This window comes from Cupriavidus sp. SS-3, from assembly GCF_035818815.1.
Taxonomy (GTDB): domain Bacteria; phylum Pseudomonadota; class Gammaproteobacteria; order Burkholderiales; family Burkholderiaceae; genus Cupriavidus; species Cupriavidus taiwanensis_C.
Map to the genome: position 1 here is coordinate 75,679 of NZ_JAYLVT010000005.1, position 21,032 is coordinate 96,710.

Here is a 21,032-nt window from a genome sequence, read left to right on the forward strand (position 1 = left end):
CCTAACGGCGATGCCGCTCCGGCAGCGGCCGCCCTCTCTGACACGATTCCCGGCCCAGGCCGGGAATTTGTTTTTTGGGCACCCGTGGCTGCGCCATGCCGGGGCTTGCTGCATGCGCGAACGCGCCGCGTGCTGGCATAATCGCGCCCAACTCACTGCGCCAGCGCGCACGCGACCGGGAGCCCACAATGACTGCCACCACCGCCAGCCCGCCCCAGGCCGGCCGCGTCTACCGCTACTACGACTTCGTCATGGTGGCCTTCGTCACCGTGCTGCTGTGCTCGAACCTCATCGGCGCGGCCAAGGCGGCGCAGGTCACGCTGCCACTGATCGGCACGGTGACTTTCGGTGCGGGGGTGCTGTTTTTCCCGATCTCATACATCTTCGGCGACGTGCTGACCGAGGTCTACGGCTACGGCCGTGACCGGCGCGTGGTCTGGGCGGGTTTTGCCGCGCTGGCCTTCGCCACCTTCATGAGCGTGGTGGTGCTGAACATGCCGGTCGCGCCGTTCATGGCGGACTACCAGCAGAGCCTGCAGGACGTGTTCGGCAATACCTGGCGCATCGCGCTCGGTTCCCTGATCGCATTCTGCTGCGGCAGCTTTACCAACAGCTATGTGCTGGCCAAGATGAAGCTGTGGACCGCTGGCCGCTGGCTGTGGACGCGCACCATCGGCTCGACGCTGGCGGGCGAGCTGGTGGACTCGTCACTGTTCTACGTGATCGCCTTCTACGGCATCTGGCCGCTGGAGCAGGTGGTCCAGGTGGCGGTGGCGCAGTACGTGCTGAAGACCGGCTGGGAAGTGGTGATGACGCCGGTCACGTACAAGGTGGTGGGCTTCCTCAAGCGCGCCGAGAACGAAGATTACTTCGACCGGCATACCAACTTCACGCCGTTCCGCGTCCGGGTCTAGCGCCGCGCTACGGCACGCGCCGGTCCACCTCGTCCAGCGCCAGGTTTTCCAGGTGGCTGACGTCGCCCCATTGGGCCAGCGTCAGGTGGGTGCTGTCGCTGCGCAGGCGGTTGACGCTGGCATTGAGCAACTCGTGCTGGCGTGGCGCTTCCAGCGTCATGCCGGTGGCCTCGCGGTAGAGGCAGTCGAGCACGCCGCCGTGGGCGACCAGCGCGATGCGCTCGCCCGGATGCCGGCGCGACAGCGCCAGCACCGCGTCCACGGTGCGTTCGTGGAAGCCCAGCAGCGACTCGCCCTCGGGCGGCGCGTAATCGGGCACGCGCGCCTGCCAGCGGGCAAAGTCTTCCGGCAGGTGCTCGGCCACCTCGGCGTAGGTCTTGCCCTGCAGCGAGCCGTAGCTGCGCTCGCGCAGGCGCGCGTCGGCGCGCACCTGCAGCCCCAGCGCCTCGGCCAGCGGCGCGGCGGTTTCCAGCGCGCGCGACAGGTCGCTGGAATACACCGCATCGATCGGCTCGCCCGCCAGCGCACTTGCCAGCGCGCGTGCCTGGGCATGGCCGGTCTCGTTCAGCGGAATATCGAGCTGGCCCTGCAGCCGGCGCTCCCGGTTCCAGGCCGTTTCGCCGTGGCGGATCACGATCAGGTGGGTAAAGGCCAGCGAATGCGGCCCGGGGCTTTGCGACATGCCGTTTCCTTCGGGGTTGCTGCGGGTGCTTGCTTGGGGCCGTGCGGGCCCGGCACCGCGCGGAACGCGGCACCGGTCCGGCTTCAGGCCGCCGATGACTTGGCCAGCTTCGGGTTCAGCGTATAGGTGCCGGTCAGGCTGGCCTGCGCCAGCACGTGGCCCTGGATCGCTTCGCGCACCTGGGTGCCGGTAAAGGTACCTTCCAGCGGCAGCCGGTCGAGGTCCAGCGCATACAGCGTGAACACGTAGTGGTGCAGCAGCGCGTCGTTCCACGGCGGGCACGGGCCGTCATAGCCGTAGTAGTCGCCCTTCATGTCGGCATCGCCGGCAAACCAGCCGGTGTAGTCGTTGATGCCGTGGCGCAGGCCGCCGGCGGTGGCGGTGCCGCCGGTGGCTTCCGGCCCCGGCTTGCCGCGCGCGATCACGCCGTCGCTGTGCGAGCCGGCGGCGATCGAGGTCAGGCCGGGCGGGATGTCTACCAGCACCCAGTGGAAGAAGTCCACGCGCGGCAGCGCGGCCGGCACTTCGCGGCCTTCCTGGTTGACGTCGTCGCCCTTGCTGGGGACGTCGCGGTCGTGGCAGATCAGCACGAACGAGCGCGTCTCGGCCGGCGCGTCTTCCCAGTGCAGGTCGGGATTGCGGTTGTTCGACAGGGCCACGTGGGCGGCGGCGTCGGGCACGCAGAAGGCGAACTCGCCGGGGATCGGCGCGTTGTCGTTGAAGGACTTGCTCCAGAGTTTCATTTGTCTCTCCTGTCTTGATGCCGCGCCGGGGACGCGGCAGCTTCGAATCGGTTCAGGCCGGCGCCACGCGCAGCCAGAAGGTGACCGGACCGTCGTTGACCAGGCTGACCTGCATCATCGCGCCGAACTCGCCGGTCTGCACCTGCGGATGCGCCGCGCGCGCCCGCGCGACGAAATGCTCGTACAGGCGCCGGCCGTCCTCGGGCGAGGCCGCGGGGGTAAAGCTGGGCCGCGTGCCGCTGTTGGTGTCGGCCGCCAGCGTGAACTGCGACACCACCAGCAGCCCGCCCGGATTGCCGTTGCCGTCCATGTTCTGCACCGGCAGGTTCATCTTGCCGTCCGCATCGGAAAACACCCGGTACGACAACATCTTGGCCAGCAGCCGCTCGGCCTGCGCCTCGGTGTCGCCACGCTCGGCGCAGACCAGTGCCAGCAGGCCGGCGCCGATCTCGCCGGTGGTGCGGCCTGCAACCGTGACGCGGGCCTGGGCCACCCGCTGGATCAGCGCGATCATCGCCGCCTCAGGCCAGCGTCACGCGCGCGAAGCGGCGCTTGCCGACCTGCACGACGTAGGTGCCCGCGGCCACCTTGGTAGCCTTGTCGCTCACGGTGGCGCCGTCGATCTTGACGCCGCCCTGCTCGATATTGCGATTGGCCTCCGAGGTCGACGGCACCAGGTTGGCCTGCTTGAGCAGCTGCGCGATGCCCAGCGGCGCACCTTCCAGGCTGACCGCGGGGATATCGTCCGGCACGCCGCCGCGCGCGCGATGATTGAAGTCTTCCAGCGCCTTCTCGGCATCGGCCTGGCTGTGGAAGCGCGCCACGATCTCCTGCGCCAGCAGCACCTTGCAGTCGCGCGGATTGCGTCCCGCGGCGATCTCCTGCTTCATCAGGTCGATCTCGCTCATCGGGCGGAACGACAGCAGCGTGAAGTACTGCCACATCAGGTCGTCCGAGATGCTCATCAGCTTGCCGAACATCTCGTTGGGCGCCTCGGTCACGCCCACGTAGTTGCCCTTGGACTTGGACATCTTCTCGACGCCGTCCAGGCCCACCAGCAGCGGCATGGTCAGGATGCACTGCGGCTCCTGGCCGTATTCCTTCTGCAGCTCGCGCCCCACCAGCAGGTTGAACTTCTGGTCGGTGCCGCCCAGTTCCAGGTCGGACTTCAGCGCCACCGAGTCGTAGCCCTGCATCAGCGGGTAGAGGAACTCGTGCACGGAAATCGGGATCCCGGAGCGGAAGCGCTTGGTGAAGTCGTCGCGCTCCATCATGCGGGCCACGGTGTACTTGGCCGCCAGCTGGATCATGCCGCGCGCGCCGAGCGGATCGCACCATTCGCTGTTGTAGCGGATCTCGGTACGGGCCGGGTCGAGCACCAGGCTGGCCTGGCGGTAGTAGGTCTGGGCATTGGCCTCGATCTGCTCGCGCGTGAGCGGCGGGCGCGTGCTGTTGCGGCCGGACGGGTCGCCGATGGTCGAGGTGAAGTCGCCGATCAGGAAGATCACCTGGTGGCCGAGGTCCTGCAGCTGGCGCAGCTTGTTCAGCACCACGGTGTGGCCGATATGGATGTCGGGCGCGGTCGGGTCCAGGCCCAGCTTGATGCGCAGCGGCACGCCGGTGGCCTCGCTGCGCGCCAGCTTCTGCGCCCACTCCGCTTCGATCAGCAGCTCGTCGCAGCCGCGCCTGGAGATCTCCAGGGCCTGCATCACCGAGGGCGTCAGGGGGTATTTGGCCGGTGCGGCCGAGGCAACTTCAGTCATCACGTAAGTCTTTGAAATACTTGAAATTTTAGGAAATCTGCCGACAGCCGCCAGGGCCGGATTTTGGTATAATCCGCGTTTCCAGGCGCCAGCGGAAGCCTTTCCGGTGCGCCACCCGTCACTTTGCACGGCACTTTGCACAGCAAGGCAGGCGGCCAAAATTACTGAATACTGACAGCACGCGCCGCACCTCGGGGGAGGAAGGCAGACGAGAAACATCGTCCCCGGCAGCGGGCTCAGACCAAGGTTGAATTTTACGTGATGTGGTCCAGACTCCGCGAAGTTTTCGCGCGTGAGCTGGTGGTACTGGTCGATCCGACCAACCCCCAGCATGCGCGGCGGCGCAAACAACTGACGGCCTCGGTCGGCGCGATCTTCACGCTCGGCATGGCCGCGGCCATGGGTGTCGCGCCGCGCAGCGCCTACGACGATCCGCGCGCGCCCCGCACCCAGCAGGCCCTGCGCATGCCCGACGTGCGCGAACAGCTCGAACAGCTTACCGACAGCCAGGCCGTGTACGTGCGCGAAGAGCGCATGCAGCGCGGCGACACCATTGCCAGCCTGCTCAAGCGCCTGGGCGTGGACGATGCCGACGCGCAGGCGTTCATCGTCAAGAACCCCACCGCGCGCGGCCTGTTCAACCTGAACCCGGGCCAGGCGGTGCAGGCGGAAATCGACGAGAGCAACACGCTGGTGTCGCTGCAGGCCAACCTCGGCGGCGACGCCGCGGCCTCGCGCGAGCTGGTGATCGAGCGCGTGCGCGCCGCCAGCGGCGACAGCGCCGCCGCCTACAAGGCCAAGGTGCAGCGCGTCGACAACGACGTGCACTACGAGATGGCCTCGGGCGCGATTTCCTCTGGCGGCTTCTTCAAGGCCATGGACGCGGCCAACGTGCCCGACGAAGTGGTGCAGCAGATGCTGTCGATCTTCTCCGGCGTGATCGACTTCCACCACGACATCGCCGCCGGCGACCGCTTCCGCATCATCTATGAAGCGGGCTTCCGCGACGGCACCTTCGTGCGCAACGGCCGCGTGGTCGCGCTCGAGCTGATCAACCGCAACCAGCTGCACCAGGCGCTGTGGTTCGCGCCCGAAGGCAGCAAGGACGGCGGCGCCTACTACACCTTCGACGGGCGCAGCATGAAGCGGCCGTTCCTGCGTTCGCCGGTGGAGTTCTCGCGCGTGTCGTCGGGCTTCGGCGGCCGCGAGCATCCGCTGCATCATGACTGGGCCCAGCACAAGGGCGTGGACTTCGCCGCCCCCACCGGCACCAAGGTGCTGGCCACCGGCGACGGCATGGTCGAGTTCGTCGGCCAGCAGAACGGCTACGGCAACATCGTCATCCTGTCGCACCCCAACGGCTACTCCACCTATTACGCGCACCTGTCCGGTTTTGCCGGCATGCGCCAGGGGCAGGTGGTGCGCCAGGGCCAGCTGATCGGCTATGTCGGCGCAACCGGCTGGGCCACCGGCCCGCACCTGCACTACGAGTTCCGCTTCAACGACGTGCCGCAGAACCCGCTGACCGTCACGCTGATGGAATCGCCGCCGCTGACCGGCAAGTCGCGCCAGGAATTCCTGACCTACACCAGCGGGCTGCTCAGCCGCATCAACGCGCTGCGCACCTATAACGTGCTGACCGCCGCCAACTGACCGCGTCCATCGTGATCCCCGCGCCCGGCAGCGAACGCTATATCGGCATCATGTCCGGCACCAGCATGGACGGTGCCGATGCGGTACTGGTCGATTTCAGCGGTGCGCGGCCGGCAGTGCTGGCGGCCGCCAGCCAACCCTTCCCCGACACCTTGCGCGCCGCGTTCGGCGCCCTGCAGCAGCCGGGCGAGGACGAGATCCACCGCGAGGCCCTGGCGGCCAACGCGCTGGCGCAGGTGTACGCAGACTGCGTCGGCGCGCTGCTGCGCGAGGCACGTGTCGATGCCGCCTCGGTGGCCGCCATCGGCGCCCACGGGCAGACCATCCGCCACCGGCCCGGCCTCTACGACGGCATCGGCTATACCCGCCAGAGCCAGCATCCGGCGCGGCTGGCAGAGCTGGCCGGCATCGACGTGGTGGCGGACTTCCGCAGCCGCGACCTCGCCGCCGGCGGGCAGGGCGCGCCGCTGGTGCCGGCGCTGCATCACGCGCTGTTCGGCAGCGAGGCCGAGACCCGCGTGGCCTGCAATATCGGCGGCATCTCCAACATCAGCATCCTCCCGGCGGCAGGCGGCCCCATCAGCGGCTTCGACTGCGGACCGGGCAATGCGCTGCTCGACTACTGGATCGGCCGCCACCGCGGCCTGGCCTTCGACCACAACGGCGACTGGGCCGCCAGCGGGCGGGTCGACGCCGCGCTGCTGGCGCAGTGCCTGGCCGAGCCCTATTTCAGCGCGGCGCCGCCCAAGAGCACCGGGCGCGACCTGTTCCATCCCGGCTGGCTTGAAACGCGGCTGGCGGCGTTCCCGCAGCTCGCGCCGGCCGACGTGCAGGCCACCCTGGCGGCGCTGACTGCCGAGGCCATCGCGCGCGACGTGCGCGCCAGCGCGCCCGCTGCACGGCGGCTGATTGTCTGCGGCGGCGGCGCCCGCAATGCCTTCGTGATGGCGCGGCTGGCGCAGGCCCTGCCGGGCGTGGCGATCGAGACCTCCGACGACTACGGCGTGCCGGTGTCGCAGGTCGAAGCCATCGCCTTTGCCTGGCTCGCGCGCCAGTGCCTGTTGCGCCTGCCGGGCAACGTCCCCACCGTGACCGGCGCCGCCGGGCCGCGCGTGCTGGGCGCGATCTACCCGCGCTGAACCCCGGCGCCGCCCTCCCCTGCATCGACCCAATCCATGAACGCCTGCGCCAGCGGCGACGCGCGCATGGCCGGCGAGTGCGCCAGCACCACGCGCTGCGGCGTCACCGGCTCGCGCAGCGGCCGGCAGGCGATCGGCATGCCGTCGTAGCTGGTCGCCCGCGGGCCGCGTGCACGACAGCGCCACCCCATAGCCGTGCGCCACCAGCCCGCGCTGCATCTCGAAGGTCTGGGTGTACTGGTGCAGCGCCGGGCGCAGCCCGTGGGCCCAGAACAATGACAGGAAGTATTCGCGGGTCTGCGGGATGTCCTCGAGGATCAACCGCTCGGCGGCCAGGTCAGCCAGGCTGATCTCGGCGCTGCTTGCCAGTGGATGGTTGGCCGGAAGCAGCGCGTAGGGCGCCAGCTCCGCAAGCGTGCGGCGCTCGGTGCGGGCGTCGAGTCCCAGTTCATAGGTCACCGCCAGCTCCGCCTTGCCGGCCTGCAAGGTGCGATGGACGGTGGCGAGGTCGGCCTCGAACAGCGTCACCGCGATGCCGGGATGGCGCTCGCGCAGTCCCGCCAGCAGGCGCGGCACGAAGTACGGGCCCAGGTCCTGGAAGCAGGTCAGCGACAACTGGCCGCTCAGGCCGCGGCCGGCGCCATCGTCGGCGGCAAGCCCCGCGGCCAGCGCCAGCACGTCGCGGGCCTTGCCCAGCAGGCGCTGCCCGGCCGGGGTCAGCGACAGCCCGCGACTGACCTGCCGCCTGAACAGTGGCTCGCCCAGCGTGTCCTCCAGCTGTGCGATCGCGGTCGATACCGACGGCTGCGACACATGGCGCGCCCGCGCGGCGGCGCTGATGCTGCCGTGCTCGGCGGCGGCGACGAAGTACTCGAGCTGGCGGAAGGAGAAAGGGATCATGATTTCCTATATCGCAACATAGGAAATATATGCTTTTCCTATCCCTCGCGCTTAGTGATACTGGGTCCATCGCCCCCAACACCTATCGCCATGGACATCACCCCGGAACAGATCGGCACCTACCAGCGCGACGGCGTGCTGGTCTTGCGCGGCGCCTTTACCGAGTGGGTCGAGCGCCTGCGCGAAGGCTTCGCGCAGAACCTGGCCGAGCCCGGCCCCTTTGCCATCGAGAACGTGCGCGCCGGCGAGGGCGGGCGCTTCTTCGAGGACTATTGCAACTGGCAGCGCATCGCCCCGTTCGCCGCGTTTATCCGCGAGTCGGCCGCGGCCGGCATCGCCGGGCGGATCATGCAGTCGCAGGCGGTGCAGGTGTTCCATGAGCACATCCTGGTCAAGGAGCCGGGCACCGCCAAGCCCACGCCATGGCACCAGGACCTGCCCTACTACTGCGTCGACGGCACCCAGACCGCGAGCTACTGGATTCCGCTGGACCCGGTCACCCGGGCCAACACGCTGCGCGTGGTGGCCGGCTCGCATCGCTGGCCACGCCTGGTGCGGCCCAAGCGCTGGGCCAGCAACGAAAACTTCTACGGCGGCGACGATGCCTTCATGGAAATGCCGGACGTGGAGGACGGCAGCCACACCCTGCTTGCGCCGGAACTGGAACCGGGCGATGCGGTGGTGTTCGACTTCCGCACCGTGCACGGTGCCGCGGGCAACACCGGCACCGGGCGGCGTCGGGCGTTCTCGGCCCGCTTCCTCGGCGACGACGTGCGCTTCATGCAGCGCCCAGGGCGAACCTCGCCGCCGTTCCCCGGCATCGGCCAGCAGACCGGCGAGCGCCTGCGTGAAGACTGGTTCCCGGTGGTCTGGCGCGCCCCGCAGTAGGGCGGCGCGGCAAAGAAAAAACGCACCCGAAGGTGCGTTTTTTTGTGCAAGCGGGATCGCTCAGACCGAGAACGACGAGCCGCAACCGCAGGTGGTCGAAGCATTCGGGTTCTTGATCACGAACTGCGCGCCGTTGATGTCTTCCTTGTAGTCGATCTCGGCGCCGACCAGGTACTGGTAGCTCATCGAGTCGATCAGCAGGGTGACGCCGTTCTTGACCATGGTGGTGTCGTCTTCGTTGACTTCCTCGTCGAAGGTGAAGCCGTACTGGAAGCCCGAGCAGCCGCCGCCCTGCACGAACACGCGCAGTTTCAGCTCGGCATTGCCCTCTTCCTCGATCAACTGCTTGACCTTGTCGGCGGCGCTGTCGGTAAAGACGAACGGTGCCGGCACGTCCTCGGTAACGGGTGCCTCTGCGACTGCGTTCATGGGGTGTTCTCCTGTTTAGATACGCCTGTATTCTAAGCGCTACTGGGAAATCGTGCCGAAACCTTGTGTTTTCAAGGGGTTCCCGGCATCGAAGTCGCCGCTACGCGGCCTTTTCAGTGGGACTGGCCTCGGCTGCCGGAGTTTCGCCGTCAGCAGCGGCCGCTTCGGTCACTTCGGCCACCGGCGGCGCCTCGACCAGGTTCGGCAACGCCTTGACCTCGGCCTGCACCAGCGGCATCAGCCGGCCCTCGACCAGCGCGCCCTGGTGCATTTCGAGCGCGGCATAGCGCACGTCGCCCAGCACCCGCGCCTGCGGCTGCAACTCCAGCAGGTCGCCGGCGTGCACCGGGCCCTTGACGGTGCCGTTCAACACCAGGTGGCCGACGCTGATCTCGCCTTCGACCACGCCCTTCTCGCTGACCACCAGCATGCTGGGCTTGCCCGGCGCCGCGGTCACGTTGCCGCGTACCCGTCCGTCCAGGCGCAGGCCGCCGGCAAACACCAGGTCGCCGTCGATGGCGGTGTCTTCGCCGATCAGCGTGTCGATCGAAAGGCCCTTCTTCTTGGAAAACAGCATGACTTTCACTCCTCTCTCGTTCGTGCCAGGCTGGCCTGCCCATGGCGCAGGCGCGCCGGCAAGCCGGACTTGCTGTCGGCGACAGGGCGAGATTGTAGCCGCGTACGGCCGGATACCCCACAAAAGTATGGCGGCCTGCTCACTATGACGGCAGCACAGCGCCGGTTCCGTAGCCCGCGGGCGAAAAAAAACCGCACGGCCAGCGTGCGGTTTTTCTGGTTTCGCAAGATCCGGCAGGGCCGGACCCGCGAAAACGCATCAGCGCTTCGAGAACTGCTTGCGACGACGCGCCTTGTGGAAGCCGACCTTCTTACGCTCGACTTCACGTGCATCGCGCGTGACGTAGCCAGCCTTCGACAGGGCCGACTTCAGGGTCGCATCGTAGTCGATCAGGGCGCGGGTGATGCCGTGGCGCACAGCGCCGGCCTGGCCGGTTTCGCCGCCGCCGGTGACGTTGACCTTGATGTCGAACGTTTCAGCGTGAGCGGTCAGTTCCAGCGGCTGGCGCACGATCATCAGCGAGGTTTCGCGAGCGAAATACTCTTTGATGGGCTTGCCGTTGACGACGATGTCGCCCTTGCCCGACTTGATGAAGACACGTGCCACAGCGCTCTTGCGGCGGCCAGTACCGTAATTCCAGTTACCGATCATGGATTGGCCTCCTTAGATTTCCAGCGCCTTGGGCTGCTGCGCTTCGTGCGGATGCTCGGCTTCGGCGTAAACCTTCAGCTTCTTGATCATCGCGTAGCCCAGCGGACCCTTCGGCAGCATGCCCTTCACAGCCTTTTCCAGGGCACGGCCCGGGAAACGCTGCTGCATCTTGCCGAACGTCGTTTCGTAGATACCGCCCGGGTAGCCCGAATGGCGATAGTACTTCTTGTCCGTTTCCTTGGTACCCGTGACACGCAGCTTGGCTGCGTTGACGATGATGATGTAATCACCGGTGTCGACGTGCGGAGTGAATTCCGGCTTGTGCTTGCCGCGCAGACGGCGTGCCACTTCGCTGGCAACACGGCCGAGGACTTTGTCCGTCGCGTCAATCACGTACCAGTCGCGCTTTACCTCATGAGGCTTGGCGGAAAAGGTCTTCATGATTTTTCCTGACTATTGGTTCGTGCCCGTAATCCGACTCGCGAAGGCTTGTGCTCGCCCCTGCAAGTCTTGTGGCCGCCGCGGGGGTGGCCGGGTGCTTCTGTCTTCTTCCGCGGGCATGACGGAAAAGCCCTCGATTATACTGGCGGCCGTAGCGAGCGCACAAGCAAAGACTGAAGTTTTCGTCAAGATCGACGCCAATCGCCGCGGCTCCAGGTCGCCCAATGCACTTGGAGTACCAACGGCCTTTGTTCAGGCGAAAAAAAACCCAAGCTTTTGAGCTTGGGTTTGAATCCACCAAAGGAGGAGGGTGGAGGAGACACTTGGAGATCGACGGAGGGACTGCGGGCGGGGCGGAGGGCTTGGCCGGAGGCTTCGCTTTCGCACTCTGGCGCGCTGTCTGCGCCGTCGTTCAATGATTGGAATTATACCTAGGGTTTGCCCGGATGCAAGGGAAATTTGCACTGCGAAACGTGATTTCGTATTACGAAACGTTACCAAGCCCTGTCCGCCTTGAATTTAAACCTTAAAAATCAACAACTTAACGAATCAAGGAAGGTGTCATCGCAACGACACACTAGAGGAAACCCTCAGGTTTTCTAAGGTTATCGGCATCGATGCCCCGAACTTGACCTTGCCATATACTGGGAAAAGCAAGATTCGAGATCACGCGCTTGTGATCGGAAACCGACAATATAGAGCACAGGAACGAACAAAATGGAATGCAAAGTAACATGGATGGGCACCGACGGCATGAGCTTCGTTGCCCAGACCGGCAGCGGCCACATCGTTGCCATGGACGGCGCTCCCGAAGGTGGCGGCCATAACCTGGCTCCGCGGCCCATGGAAATGGTGCTGCTCGGCACCGGCGGCTGCACCGCCTATGACGTGGTGCTGATCCTCAAGCGCGGCCGCCAGGACGTTACCGGCTGCAGCGTGCAGCTGCAGGCGGAGCGCGCCGGCGAAGACCCCAAGGTATTCACCCGCATCAACTTCCATTTTGTGGTGACCGGCAAGAATCTCAACCCCGCCACGGTCGAGCGCGCCATCAAGCTGTCGCACGAGAAGTACTGCTCGGCGTCGATCATGCTGGCCAAGACGGCCGAGATCACGCACACGCTGGAAATCGTCGAAGGCTGATGGAGGTTTGGCCGGCCCGGTGCGCCGCGCGGGCGCCGGGTCGTGCCGATGACTGAAGCAAAGCAGGCCGATAAGCCGGATTCTGTGCGCCCCACCCGCCTTGCGGCGCGCGGCGCGTGACAACCATTCCTCTAGGCCGGCTGTTACCAGCCGGCTCCAGCTCCCTACCCGCAGACTCAGCGGGCCGCTTCATCGCCTGCCTATTTGGGATTGCTCCAGGTGGAGGTTACCGCGTTTCACCCTTCCCGCCGGGCGAACCCGGCGGCAAGACTCGTCTCTGTGGCCCTATTCCGCACGTTGCCGTGGATGGCTGTTAGCCAACACCCTGCCCTGTGGAGTCCGGACTTTCCTCCCCCTGCACCTTGCGGTACAGGCAGCGGTTGCCTGGCCTGCTTTGCGGGCCGCAGTCTAACACCGATTCAATCGGGTTGCCGGTGTAAATCCCGCATGCGCCCGGGCCGGAACACCGCGGTGTCGGCATAGAAGTCAGGGGATGCGTTGTCGCCGCACCATCCCGGGATCCCCATGACCGGCAGCGGCGCAAAGCAATGGCCGCCGCGCAGCCTGCCGGCTGCCGCCGATTCTTGCAGCGACAACGCCACCGCCTTGTCCAGCTCGCCCTGCGCCACCAGCGGCAGCGTCCAGGCATGTGCGGTCACGGCCTTGTACGGCCGCACCAGCTTTTCCAGCAGAGCATGGCCGAACGGCACCACCCTGCAGGTGGTGCCCCACGCGTGCCGGCGCCCGACAAAGAGCCGCTGCCAGGCAAACCCGCGCAGCGCTTGGGCATGTTCGTCGTCTTCGCTCAGGAACAGTACCGCGTTCTCGTCGAACAGCGTGGCGGCGTCGCGTACACCGCCGCGCGCAGTCCGCACGCCTTCGCGCGCGATCACCGTGGCCTGGATCTGGTTGAGCACGCGCTTGGCCTGGGGGAAATGCAGCCAGACCAGGGCGTTGAAGAAATCATGGAGATTGTCGCGCGTCGGGACCTCGCCCGTGGCGTCGATATGCGCTTCGTAGGCGCGGCCCTCGGGCAGGGCCAGTTGCGGGACAAAGCGCAGCGGGAGGTCGCGCGCGTTGTGCAGGCCCAGCGCTACGGACTCGGCATCGAGCAGTCCGCGCAGGTCGGCCCCGCCCTGCACTGCCGCGGCAAGGGCTGCGCCGCGCGGGGCAAAGGGTTGGAACCATGGCCGGGACCAGTCCACCCCGGCCAGCGCGGCGGCGAAGGATTCGCTCTCCGCGGTCGTCCCGTCTTGCAACGTCAAGTCGATCAGCGTGCCTTCCAGCGCAGCGTTTCGCCGCCGCGCAGCGGCACCAGCGTGGTGTCGCCGTAGGGCAGCTCGGCCGGCAGTTCCCAGTCCTCGCGCTCCAGCGTCAGCGTGCCGGCGTTGCGCGGCAGGCCGTAGAAGGCCGGGCCGTTGAAGCTGGCGAAGGCTTCCAGCTTGTCCAGTGCGCCGGCGGCGTCGAAGGCTTCGGCATACAGCTCCATCGCGTGCAGCGCGGTATAGCAGCCGGCGCAGCCGCAGGCATGTTCCTTCAGGCCGCGTGCGTGCGGCGCGCTGTCCGTGCCCAGGAAGAAGCGCTCGCTGCCCGAGGTGGCGGCCGCCACCAGTGCCTCGCGGTGGGTTTCGCGCTTGAGCACCGGCAGGCAGTAATAGTGCGGGCGGATGCCGCCGGTGAAGATGGCATTGCGGTTGTAGAGCAGATGGTGCGCGGTGATGGTGGCTCCGACCGGGCCGCTCGCGTCGAGCACGTACTGTGCCGCATCCCTGGTGGTGATGTGTTCGAACACCACCTTCAGTTCAGGCATGTCGCGGCGCAGCGGCGTCATCACCCGATCGATGAACACGGCCTCGCGGTCGAAGATATCGATGGCCGGGTCGGTCACTTCGCCGTGCACCAGCAGCGGCACGCCGGCGCGCTGCATCGCTTCCAGCGCCGGATAGCAGCGGCGGATATCGGTCACGCCGGCGTCGCTGTTGGTGGTGGCGCCCGCCGGGTACAGCTTGACGCCGTGCACGAAGCCGCTGGCTTTGGCCGCCGCGATTTCCTCGGGGCTGGTGTTGTCGGTCAGGTACAGCGTCATCAGCGGCTCGAACTGCATGCCGGCCGGCAGCGCCGCCAGGATGCGGGCGCGATAGGCTTGTGCCTGCGCCACCGTGGTTACCGGCGGCTTCAGGTTGGGCATGATGATGGCGCGGGCAAACTGGCGCGCGGTGTCGGGCAGCACGGCGGCCAGCGCCGCGCCGTCGCGCAGGTGCAGGTGCCAGTCGTCCGGGCGGGTGATGGTGAGCTTCTGGGTCATGGCTAGCTTGGGCCTGCCGCGGGCGGCGGCTGGCGTTCGTCGAAATCAGAGAATCAGGATGGCGCGGTAGTCGTTGACGTTGGTGCGCGTGGGGCCGGTGACCACGAGGTCGCCGATGGCATCGAACAGGCCCCAGGCGTCGTGCGCGTCCAACTGGCGCTGGCCCGGCAGCCCGGCGGCCTCGGCACGCGCCAGCGTGGTCGGGTCGGCCAGCGCACCGGCGTTGTCCTCGGAGCCGTCGATGCCGTCGGTGTCGGCGGCGATCGCGTGCACATCGGGCATGCCTGCCAGTTCGACCGCCAGCGACAGCAGGAACTCCGAGCAGCGCCCCCCGCGCGCCTTGCCGGCGCTGCCGGCCGGCAAAGTGACCGTGCACTCACCTCCGGAAATCAGCGCCACGGGCGTGGCGAACGGGGCATTGTACGCGCGAATCTCGCGCACCAGCGCGGCATAGACGCGGGCTACTTCGCGCGCCTCGCCGGTCACGGTATCGCCCAGCACCACCGGCGTGATGCCGCGCTGGCGGAACAGCGCGGCGGCGGCCTCGAGGCTGCCATGCGCGGTGGCGATCATGATGTTGTCGACCCGATCGAACAAGGGGTCGCCGGGCTTGGGCGTCTCCGCCGCCTCGCCACGCGCGCCGCGTTCCAGGTGCGACTGCACGCTGGCCGGCACCTGCGCGCCATAGCGGCGCAGGATCTGCAGTGCGTCATCGAACGTGCTCGGGTCGGCCACGGTCGGGCCCGAGGCGATCGCGCTGGGATCGTCGCCGGCCACGTCCGAGACGATCAGCGTGGTCACCGGCGCCTGGCTCGCCTGCGCCAGCCGGCCGCCCTGGATGCGCGAGATATGCTTGCGCACGATGTTCATGTCGGTGATCGGCGCGCCACAGCGCAGCAATTCCCGGGTGGTCGCCTTCAGGTCGGCCATCGGGATGCCCTCGGCCGGCAGCGACAGCAGGCTCGAGCCGCCGCCCGAGACCAGCACCAGCAGCCGGTCCTGCGGCGTCAGCGATTGCACCGCGGCCAGGATCTCCGCCGCGGCCTGCTCGCCCGCCTCGTCCGGCACCGGATGGCCGGCCTCGATCACGCGGATATGGTCGGTCGGCATGCCATGCGCGTAGCGCGTGACCACCAGCCCCTCCAGCGTGGCCTTGCCGGCATAGGCGCGCTCGACCGCCGCGGCCATCGACGCAGCCGCCTTGCCCGCGCCCACCACCAGCGTGCGGCCACCGGCGTGCGGCGGCGGCAGGTGCTGCGCGACGATCTGCAGCGGATCGGCCGCCGCCACGGCGGCCTGGAAGGTCTCGAGCAGCAGTGCGCGGGCGTCCCCCGCGAACGCGGCGCTCACAGCGCCTCCGCGATGGCACGGCCCAGGTCGGCGGTACCGGCCTTGCCGCCGATATCGCGCGTCAGCGGTGCGTGCTCCGGCCCGGCCGCCAGCACCTGCTCGATCGCGCCCAGCACGGCGGCGCCAGCATCGTCATGGCCGAGGTGTTCCAGCATCATGGCGCCGCACCAGATCTGACCGATCGGGTTGGCCACGCCGCGCCCGGCAATGTCCGGGGCCGAGCCGTGCACCGGCTCGAACAGGCTGGGGAAGGTGCGGTCCGGATTGATATTGCCCGACGGCGCAATGCCGATGGTGCCGGTGCAGGCCGGGCCGAGATCGGACAGGATGTCGCCGAACAGGTTGCTCGCCACCACCACGTCGAACCAGTCCGGATGCTGGACGAAATGCGCGGTCAGGATGTCGATGTGGTACTTGTCGACCTTCAGGCCGGGGTAGTTCGCCGCCATCGCCTCGACCCGCTCGTCCCAGTACGGCATCGTGATCGAAATGCCGTTGGACTTGGTCGCCGACGTCAGGTGCTTCTTGGGGCGCTTTTGGGCCAGTTCAAAGGCGAACTTCAGGATGCGGTCGACCCCGGTGCGGCTCATCACCGTTTCCTGCACCACGATCTCGCGCTCGGTGCCGGGGAACATGCGGCCGCCAATGCTGGAGTATTCGCCCTCGGTGTTCTCGCGCACCACGTAGAAATCGATGTCGCCGGGCTGGCGGCCGGCCAGCGGGCTGCGGATGCCCGGCATCAGCCGCACCGGGCGCAGGTTCACGTACTGGTCGAACGAACGGCGGAACTGCAGCAGCGAACCCCACAGCGAAACATGGTCGGGCACCGTGTCCGGCCAGCCGACCGCGCCGAAATAGATGGCGTCGTACTTGACCAGCGTGTCGAACCAGTCGTCCGGCAGCATCTTGCCGTGGCGGGCGTAGTAGTCGCAGCTGGAAAAATCGAAGTGATCCCACTGGAAGTCGATGCCGAAGCGGCGCGCCGCGGCGTCCATCACGCGGATGCCCTCGGGCATGACTTCCGTGCCGATTCCGTCTCCGGGAATCACGGCAATCTTGTATTGGCTCATCGTTCTCGGGATTGCTAGCAGGTATGTCGGCGCCATGGCTGGCGACATTGGCACCGCGGGGGGAGCGTCCGCGGTTGCTTGGCAGCGGCGCGGGCGCGCGGGATAATGCCTGCATTCTATTGCAAAGCGGCAGCCCCCTGCCGTCCGGTGCCCCGACATGTGCCAGCTGCTAGGCATGAACTGCGCCACGCCGACCGACGTGACGTTCTCCTTCACCGGCTTTGCCGCGCGCGGAGGCCTGACCGACCACCACGCCGACGGCTTCGGTGTCGCCTTCTTCGAAGACAAGGCCTGCCGCCTGTTCATCGACAACCAGTCCGCCGGCACCTCGCCGGTGGCGGACCTGATCAAGCGCTATCCGATCAAGTCCAAGAACGTCATCTCGCATATCCGCAAGGCCACGCAGGGCACCGTGCTGCTGGAAAACTGCCACCCCTTCATGCGCGAGCTGTGGGGCCGGCACTGGATTTTCGCCCACAACGGCGACCTGCACGGCTTCACCCCGTTCCTGTCCGGCGTCTACCAGCCGGTGGGAGACACCGACAGCGAACTGGCCTTCTGCACGCTGATGCAGGGCCTGCGCAAGCGCTTCCCGGGCTCGCAGCCGCCGCTGAACGAGCTGGGGCACGCGCTGGCCGACATCACGCGCGACATCACGCTGCACGGCGTGTTCAACTACCTGCTGTGCAACGGGCAGGCGCTGTTCGCGCACTGCTCGACCCGCCTCTACTACATCGTGCGGCAATGGCCGTTCTCGACCGCGCACCTGATCGACGCCGACCTGTCGATCGACTTCGCGCAGGTCACCACGCCGGACGACCGTGTCGCCGTGATCGCCACCGCGCCGCTGACCGACAACGAGACCTGGACCCAGTTCGCCCCCGGCGAGCTGATCATGTTCGAGGACGGGCGCCCGACCATGACGCTGACCGTGCCGATCCCGCCCGAAGTCCAGGCCAAGAACGCCGCCAATACGGCTTGTACCTGAGCCATCCGGCACAAGGGAAAAAGGGACGCCGAGGCGTCCCTTTTTCATAAGGCTGGCAGTCCGTTCAGTGATGCAGGATCTTCGACAGGAACTGCCTGGCGCGCTCCGAACGGTGCTCGATATCGCCGAAGAACTCTTCCTTGTCGGCGTCCTCGACGATCTTGCCCTGGTCCATGAAGATCACGCGGTTGGCCACCTTGCGTGCAAAGCCCATTTCGTGGGTCACGCACATCATGGTCATGCCTTCCTGCGCCAGCTGCACCATCACGTCCAGCACTTCGTTGACCATTTCCGGGTCCAGCGCCGAGGTGGGCTCGTCGAACAGCATGCAGATCGGGTCCATCGACAGCGCGCGCGCGATCGCGACGCGCTGCTGCTGGCCGCCCGACAACTGGCCAGGGTACTTCTCGGCCTGGCTCTTCAGGCCCACGCGCTCCAGGTATTTCATGCCCTTGGCCATGGATTCGTCCTTGGAGCGGCCGAGCACCTTCATCTGCGCGATGGTCAGGTTCTCGGTGATCGACAGGTGCGGGAACAGCTCGAAGTTCTGGAACACCATGCCGACGCGCGAGCGCAGCTTGGGCAGGTTGGTCTTGGGATTGCCCACCGAGGTGCCGTCGACCAGGATGTCGCCCTTCTGGAACGGCTCCAGCGCGTTGACGGTCTTGATCAGCGTCGATTTGCCCGAGCCCGACGGGCCGCACACCACCACCACTTCACCCTTGGCAACCTTGGTGGTGCAGTCGGTCAGCACCTGGAAGGAGCCGTACCACTTGGAAACGTTATTAATCTCGATCATACGGCCACCTTTTTCTGATAACGCTTGACCAGCAGCGAAGCGGAGAAACAAATGATGAAGTACACCAGGCCGGCGAACAGCAGCATCTCGACGATCCGGCCGTCGCGCTCGCCGATGCCGTAGGCCTGGCCGAAGAAGTCCGCCAGCGCGCTCACGTACACCAGCGACGTATCCTGGAACAGGATGATGCCCTGGGTCAGCAGCAGCGGCACCATGTTGCGGAACGCCTGCGGCAGGATCACCAGCCGCATCGACTGCCCGTAGGTCATGCCCAGCGCCTGCGCCGCGAACATCTGCCCGCGCGACACGCTCTGGATCCCCGCGCGGATGATCTCGGAGTAGTACGCCGCCTCGAACAGCGCGAATGCCACCAGCGCCGAGGTCATGCGCAGGTCGGTCGCCGGCGACAGGTTGAAGATCCCCTGCAAGACCTGCGGGATGATCAGGAAGAACCACAACAGCACCATCACCAGCGGGATCGAGCGGAAGATGGTGACGTACCCCTGCGCGAACCAGTTCAGCAGCCGGAACGACGACAGCCGCATCATCGCCAGGATGGTGCCCCAGATGATGCCGACCACCACCGCGGTGACGGTGATCTTCAGCGAGACCATCATGCCCTCGCCCAGCACGTGCAGCGTGGCCGGGTTGATCGAGGTGAAATCGAAGGAATAAGCCATGGCGCCCCCTTACTTGCCGCCGATGAAGCCGGGCACGCGCGTGCGGGCTTCGACCCAGCGCATCACCAGCATCACGGTGACGTTGATCAGCGCGTACATCAGCGTGACCGCGATGAACGATTCATACGGGCGCGCGGTGTAGTCCACCAGCTGGCGCCCCTGCGCGGCCAGTTCGAGCAGGCCGATGGTCGAGGCCACCGCCGAGTTCTTGAAGATATTCAGGAACTCGGAGGTCAGCGGCGGCACGATCACGCGGAACGCCATCGGCAGCAGCACGTGGCGGTACGTCTGCGGCAGCGTGAAGCCCATCGCCAGGCCGGCATTCTTCTGTCCGCGTGCCAGCGAGTTGATGCCCGAGCGCACCTGCTCGCACACCCGCGCGGCGGTAAACGTTCCCAGGCACAGCATGGCGGCCAGGAACTGCTGCGCGAACGGGTTCATCTGCTTGATCGCCTCGCCGCCGGGCAGCAGCTCGGGCGCGACAAAGTACCAGATGAACAGCTGCACCAGCAGCGGGATGTTGCGGAAAATCTCGACATAGGTGGCGGCAATGCCGGCCAGCCATTTGTTCGGCACCGTGCGCAGCACGCCGAGCACCGAGCCGATGGCCAGGGCAATGACCCAGGACGAGAGCCCCAGCGCGAGCGTGACCTTCAGGCCGGAGATCATCCAGTCCAGGTAGGTCTCGTTCTGGGCGGCCTGTTCGAGGAAAACTCCCCAATGCCAGTTGTAGTTCATGTTGCGTCCTCAAAAAGAAACGGAAGGACATGCCTTCCGTTTCGCAGTGCTGTCAACGGCAGGTCAGTCCAGCGCCTTGTCGTTAGGCGCCTTGATCAGCGTCTTCATGTCTTCGGACAGCGGGAAGTCCAGGTTCAGGCCCTTGGGCGGAACCGGTTGCATGAACCACTTGGTGTACAGCGTGTTGATCGAGCCGTCCTTCATCATGCCGGAGATGACGTTGTCGGACAGCTTCTTGAACTGCGGGTCGTCCTTGCGGATCATGCAGCCGTAGGACTCGCGCGATTGCGGCTTGCCGACGACGATCCAGTCGGCCGGGTTCTTGGCCTTGGCGCGTTCGCCATACAGCAGCGCGTCGTCCATCATGAAGGCGACCGCGCGGCCCGATTCCAGCGTCAGGAACGACTGGCCGTGGTCCTTGGTGCTGATGATGTTCACGCCCAGCTTCTGGTCGTCGTTCATCTTGCGCAGCAGGCGCTCCGACGTGGTGCCGGCGGTGGTGACGACGTTCTTGCCCTTCAGGTCGGCCCAGTCCTTGATGCCGGCATCCTTCTTCACCATGATGCGCGTGCCGATGATGAAGATGGAATTGGTGAAGGCGACCTGCTTCTGGCGTTCCAGGTTATTGGTGGTCGAGCCGCACTCGATATCGATGGTGCCGTTCTGCAGCAGCGTGATACGGTTCTGCGAGGTGATCGGGATTTCCTTGACCTGCAGGTTCGGCAGCTTCAGCTGGTCCTTGATGGCTTCCACGATCTTCATGTTGATATCGTAGGAATAGCCGACCTGGCGCACGCCGCCCAGGTTGTAGTTGAACGGAATCGACGATTCGCGCACGCCGAGCGTGATGACGCCGGTGTCCTTGATTTTCTTCAGCGTGCCCGTCAGTTGTTCGGCTGCCTGTGCCGTCCCGCACATTACGCCCCCGGCAATCATCAGGGCAGCCAACTTGGCGAAATTCATAACATCTCCTTGACCATGAAGAGAAAGCGGGATTCTAAGAATAAAACCCCCACTGGTGAAACAGTATTGCGCAGCATCCGGCGCAATACAACTGGGTTTTCTCCTAGAACCTCACTTCGGGGCAATCCGTGCGCAGCGCGTCCGGATACGACAACGCGGCCTCCGGCGCTTGCCGGAGACCGCGTCTGGCGGTCATGAAGCCGGGGCCCGGGGACGATT

22 protein-coding genes, 1 other RNA gene and 1 pseudogene are annotated in these 21,032 nt (G+C 66.4%); 6 read left to right on the forward strand and 18 right to left on the reverse strand.

Annotated features, from left to right (window positions below; translation table 11 throughout):
- Positions 1–188 precede the first annotated feature (188 nt).
- Positions 189–914 carry a queuosine precursor transporter gene (locus U9J39_RS09940; protein ID WP_115708199.1) on the forward strand — a complete coding sequence of 242 codons (726 nt, stop codon included), beginning with the start codon at positions 189–191 and terminating at the stop codon, positions 912–914.
- Positions 915–921: 7 nt separating this feature from the next.
- Here the strand turns inward: U9J39_RS09940 and U9J39_RS09945 are convergent, their stop codons facing one another.
- The 4 genes from U9J39_RS09945 to tyrS form a co-directional block, all read right to left on the reverse strand.
- Positions 922–1,596 carry a histidine phosphatase family protein gene (locus U9J39_RS09945; protein ID WP_326346989.1) on the reverse strand — a complete coding sequence of 225 codons (675 nt, stop codon included), beginning with the start codon at positions 1,594–1,596 and terminating at the stop codon, positions 922–924.
- 83 nt (positions 1,597–1,679) lie between these two features.
- Positions 1,680–2,339 (reverse strand): YbhB/YbcL family Raf kinase inhibitor-like protein, encoded by a 660-nt coding sequence (locus U9J39_RS09950; protein ID WP_115708197.1) that lies wholly within the window; start codon positions 2,337–2,339, stop codon positions 1,680–1,682.
- A gap of 52 nt (positions 2,340–2,391) precedes the next feature.
- The gene (gene dtd / locus U9J39_RS09955) at positions 2,392–2,853 is read right to left on the reverse strand and encodes a D-aminoacyl-tRNA deacylase (RefSeq protein WP_115708196.1); all 462 of its coding nucleotides are present in this window, start codon (positions 2,851–2,853) and stop codon (positions 2,392–2,394) included.
- A 7-nt stretch (positions 2,854–2,860) separates the two neighbouring features.
- Entirely contained in the window at positions 2,861–4,102 is a 1,242-nt protein-coding gene (gene tyrS / locus U9J39_RS09960) for a tyrosine--tRNA ligase (protein ID WP_116312152.1), read from the reverse strand.
- A 261-nt stretch (positions 4,103–4,363) separates the two neighbouring features.
- Here tyrS and U9J39_RS09965 point away from each other — a divergent pair, with 261 nt between their 5' ends.
- Positions 4,364–5,755: a M23 family metallopeptidase gene (locus U9J39_RS09965; RefSeq protein WP_115708194.1), complete on the forward strand. Its 1,392-nt coding sequence runs from the start codon at positions 4,364–4,366 to the stop codon at positions 5,753–5,755.
- Positions 5,756–5,805: 50 nt separating this feature from the next.
- The gene (locus U9J39_RS09970) at positions 5,806–6,894 is read left to right on the forward strand and encodes an anhydro-N-acetylmuramic acid kinase (RefSeq protein ID WP_240991284.1); all 1,089 of its coding nucleotides are present in this window, start codon (positions 5,806–5,808) and stop codon (positions 6,892–6,894) included.
- On the opposite strand, the pseudogene U9J39_RS09975 reads toward U9J39_RS09970, so the two are convergent.
- Positions 6,882–7,794, reverse strand: a pseudogene (locus U9J39_RS09975) (LysR substrate-binding domain-containing protein). The gene U9J39_RS09970 and the pseudogene U9J39_RS09975 sit on opposite strands and share 13 nt — an antisense overlap.
- 90 nt (positions 7,795–7,884) lie before the next feature.
- On the opposite strand from U9J39_RS09975, the gene U9J39_RS09980 reads away from it, so the two are divergent.
- The gene (locus U9J39_RS09980; RefSeq protein ID WP_115708189.1) at positions 7,885–8,682 is read left to right on the forward strand and encodes a phytanoyl-CoA dioxygenase family protein; all 798 of its coding nucleotides are present in this window, start codon (positions 7,885–7,887) and stop codon (positions 8,680–8,682) included.
- Between the two features lie 60 nt (positions 8,683–8,742).
- On the opposite strand, the gene erpA is transcribed toward U9J39_RS09980, so the two are convergent.
- From erpA to rplM, 4 genes are all read right to left on the reverse strand, one after another.
- Positions 8,743–9,111 (reverse strand): iron-sulfur cluster insertion protein ErpA, encoded by a 369-nt coding sequence (erpA, locus tag U9J39_RS09985; protein ID WP_010813904.1) that lies wholly within the window; start codon positions 9,109–9,111, stop codon positions 8,743–8,745.
- Positions 9,112–9,211: 100 nt separating this feature from the next.
- A complete protein-coding gene (locus tag U9J39_RS09990) occupies positions 9,212–9,688 on the reverse strand; it encodes a bactofilin family protein (protein WP_115708187.1) in 477 nt (158 codons plus the stop codon).
- A gap of 258 nt (positions 9,689–9,946) precedes the next feature.
- A complete protein-coding gene (rpsI, locus tag U9J39_RS09995) occupies positions 9,947–10,339 on the reverse strand; it encodes a 30S ribosomal protein S9 (RefSeq protein WP_012351769.1) in 393 nt (130 codons plus the stop codon).
- A 12-nt stretch (positions 10,340–10,351) separates the two neighbouring features.
- A complete protein-coding gene (rplM, locus tag U9J39_RS10000) occupies positions 10,352–10,780 on the reverse strand; it encodes a 50S ribosomal protein L13 (RefSeq protein WP_010813907.1) in 429 nt (142 codons plus the stop codon).
- A gap of 717 nt (positions 10,781–11,497) precedes the next feature.
- Here rplM and U9J39_RS10005 point away from each other — a divergent pair.
- Complete coding sequence (locus U9J39_RS10005; protein ID WP_115679386.1) at positions 11,498–11,920, forward strand: OsmC family protein; 423 nt, start codon at positions 11,498–11,500, stop codon at positions 11,918–11,920.
- 55 nt (positions 11,921–11,975) lie between these two features.
- Here the strand turns inward: U9J39_RS10005 and rnpB are convergent.
- The 5 genes from rnpB to U9J39_RS10030 all read right to left on the reverse strand — a co-directional run bounded on the left by rnpB (position 11,976) and on the right by U9J39_RS10030 (position 16,645).
- Positions 11,976–12,316: RNase P RNA component class A (gene rnpB / locus U9J39_RS10010), an RNA gene on the reverse strand.
- A 23-nt stretch (positions 12,317–12,339) separates the two neighbouring features.
- Positions 12,340–13,185, reverse strand: a complete 846-nt coding sequence (locus U9J39_RS10015) for a DUF3025 domain-containing protein (RefSeq protein WP_442784895.1) — start codon at positions 13,183–13,185, stop codon at positions 12,340–12,342.
- Between the two features lie 5 nt (positions 13,186–13,190).
- Positions 13,191–14,225 carry a dihydroorotase gene (gene pyrC, locus U9J39_RS10020; RefSeq protein WP_326346990.1) on the reverse strand — a complete coding sequence of 345 codons (1,035 nt, stop codon included), beginning with the start codon at positions 14,223–14,225 and terminating at the stop codon, positions 13,191–13,193.
- Positions 14,226–14,270: 45 nt separating this feature from the next.
- Entirely contained in the window at positions 14,271–15,575 is a 1,305-nt protein-coding gene (locus tag U9J39_RS10025; RefSeq protein WP_326346991.1) for a glycerate kinase type-2 family protein, read from the reverse strand.
- Positions 15,572–16,645, reverse strand: a complete 1,074-nt coding sequence (locus U9J39_RS10030) for a tartrate dehydrogenase (protein WP_115708179.1) — start codon at positions 16,643–16,645, stop codon at positions 15,572–15,574. Before U9J39_RS10030 ends, U9J39_RS10025 begins: the two co-directional genes overlap by 4 nt.
- Before the next feature lie 157 nt (positions 16,646–16,802).
- On the opposite strand from U9J39_RS10030, the gene U9J39_RS10035 reads away from it, so the two are divergent.
- Positions 16,803–17,633 carry a class II glutamine amidotransferase gene (locus tag U9J39_RS10035; RefSeq protein WP_115679381.1) on the forward strand — a complete coding sequence of 277 codons (831 nt, stop codon included), beginning with the start codon at positions 16,803–16,805 and terminating at the stop codon, positions 17,631–17,633.
- Between the two features lie 64 nt (positions 17,634–17,697).
- On the opposite strand, the gene U9J39_RS10040 is transcribed toward U9J39_RS10035, so the two are convergent.
- From U9J39_RS10040 to U9J39_RS10055, 4 genes are all read right to left on the reverse strand, one after another.
- A complete protein-coding gene (locus tag U9J39_RS10040; RefSeq protein ID WP_115708175.1) occupies positions 17,698–18,432 on the reverse strand; it encodes an amino acid ABC transporter ATP-binding protein in 735 nt (244 codons plus the stop codon).
- Complete coding sequence (gene gltK / locus U9J39_RS10045; protein ID WP_018008787.1) at positions 18,429–19,112, reverse strand: glutamate/aspartate ABC transporter permease GltK; 684 nt, start codon at positions 19,110–19,112, stop codon at positions 18,429–18,431. Before gltK ends, U9J39_RS10040 begins: the two co-directional genes overlap by 4 nt.
- Before the next feature lie 9 nt (positions 19,113–19,121).
- Positions 19,122–19,850: an amino acid ABC transporter permease gene (locus tag U9J39_RS10050; protein WP_112773771.1), complete on the reverse strand. Its 729-nt coding sequence runs from the start codon at positions 19,848–19,850 to the stop codon at positions 19,122–19,124.
- Between the two features lie 63 nt (positions 19,851–19,913).
- Entirely contained in the window at positions 19,914–20,813 is a 900-nt protein-coding gene (locus U9J39_RS10055; RefSeq protein ID WP_111518361.1) for a glutamate/aspartate ABC transporter substrate-binding protein, read from the reverse strand.
- Positions 20,814–21,032 lie beyond the last annotated feature (219 nt).

Excerpts from the sequence above, each read along its gene's own strand:
- U9J39_RS09940 (WP_115708199.1), top strand. The coding sequence starts at position 189 with ATGACTGCCACCACCGCCAGCCCGCCCCAGGCCGGCCGCGTCTACCGC.
- U9J39_RS09945 (WP_326346989.1), bottom strand. The coding sequence starts at position 1,596 with ATGTCGCAAAGCCCCGGGCCGCATTCGCTGGCCTTTACCCACCTGATC.
- U9J39_RS09950 (WP_115708197.1), bottom strand. The coding sequence starts at position 2,339 with ATGAAACTCTGGAGCAAGTCCTTCAACGACAACGCGCCGATCCCCGGC.
- dtd (WP_115708196.1), bottom strand. The coding sequence starts at position 2,853 with ATGATCGCGCTGATCCAGCGGGTGGCCCAGGCCCGCGTCACGGTTGCA.
- tyrS (WP_116312152.1), bottom strand. The coding sequence starts at position 4,102 with ATGACTGAAGTTGCCTCGGCCGCACCGGCCAAATACCCCCTGACGCCC.
- U9J39_RS09965 (WP_115708194.1), top strand. The coding sequence starts at position 4,364 with ATGTGGTCCAGACTCCGCGAAGTTTTCGCGCGTGAGCTGGTGGTACTG.
- U9J39_RS09970 (WP_240991284.1), top strand. The coding sequence starts at position 5,806 with ATGTCCGGCACCAGCATGGACGGTGCCGATGCGGTACTGGTCGATTTC.
- U9J39_RS09980 (WP_115708189.1), top strand. The coding sequence starts at position 7,885 with ATGGACATCACCCCGGAACAGATCGGCACCTACCAGCGCGACGGCGTG.
- erpA (WP_010813904.1), bottom strand. The coding sequence starts at position 9,111 with ATGAACGCAGTCGCAGAGGCACCCGTTACCGAGGACGTGCCGGCACCG.
- U9J39_RS09990 (WP_115708187.1), bottom strand. The coding sequence starts at position 9,688 with ATGCTGTTTTCCAAGAAGAAGGGCCTTTCGATCGACACGCTGATCGGC.
- rpsI (WP_012351769.1), bottom strand. The coding sequence starts at position 10,339 with ATGATCGGTAACTGGAATTACGGTACTGGCCGCCGCAAGAGCGCTGTG.
- rplM (WP_010813907.1), bottom strand. The coding sequence starts at position 10,780 with ATGAAGACCTTTTCCGCCAAGCCTCATGAGGTAAAGCGCGACTGGTAC.
- U9J39_RS10005 (WP_115679386.1), top strand. The coding sequence starts at position 11,498 with ATGGAATGCAAAGTAACATGGATGGGCACCGACGGCATGAGCTTCGTT.
- pyrC (WP_326346990.1), bottom strand. The coding sequence starts at position 14,225 with ATGACCCAGAAGCTCACCATCACCCGCCCGGACGACTGGCACCTGCAC.
- U9J39_RS10030 (WP_115708179.1), bottom strand. The coding sequence starts at position 16,645 with ATGAGCCAATACAAGATTGCCGTGATTCCCGGAGACGGAATCGGCACG.
- U9J39_RS10035 (WP_115679381.1), top strand. The coding sequence starts at position 16,803 with ATGTGCCAGCTGCTAGGCATGAACTGCGCCACGCCGACCGACGTGACG.
- U9J39_RS10040 (WP_115708175.1), bottom strand. The coding sequence starts at position 18,432 with ATGATCGAGATTAATAACGTTTCCAAGTGGTACGGCTCCTTCCAGGTG.
- gltK (WP_018008787.1), bottom strand. The coding sequence starts at position 19,112 with ATGGCTTATTCCTTCGATTTCACCTCGATCAACCCGGCCACGCTGCAC.
- U9J39_RS10050 (WP_112773771.1), bottom strand. The coding sequence starts at position 19,850 with ATGAACTACAACTGGCATTGGGGAGTTTTCCTCGAACAGGCCGCCCAG.
- U9J39_RS10055 (WP_111518361.1), bottom strand. The coding sequence starts at position 20,813 with ATGAATTTCGCCAAGTTGGCTGCCCTGATGATTGCCGGGGGCGTAATG.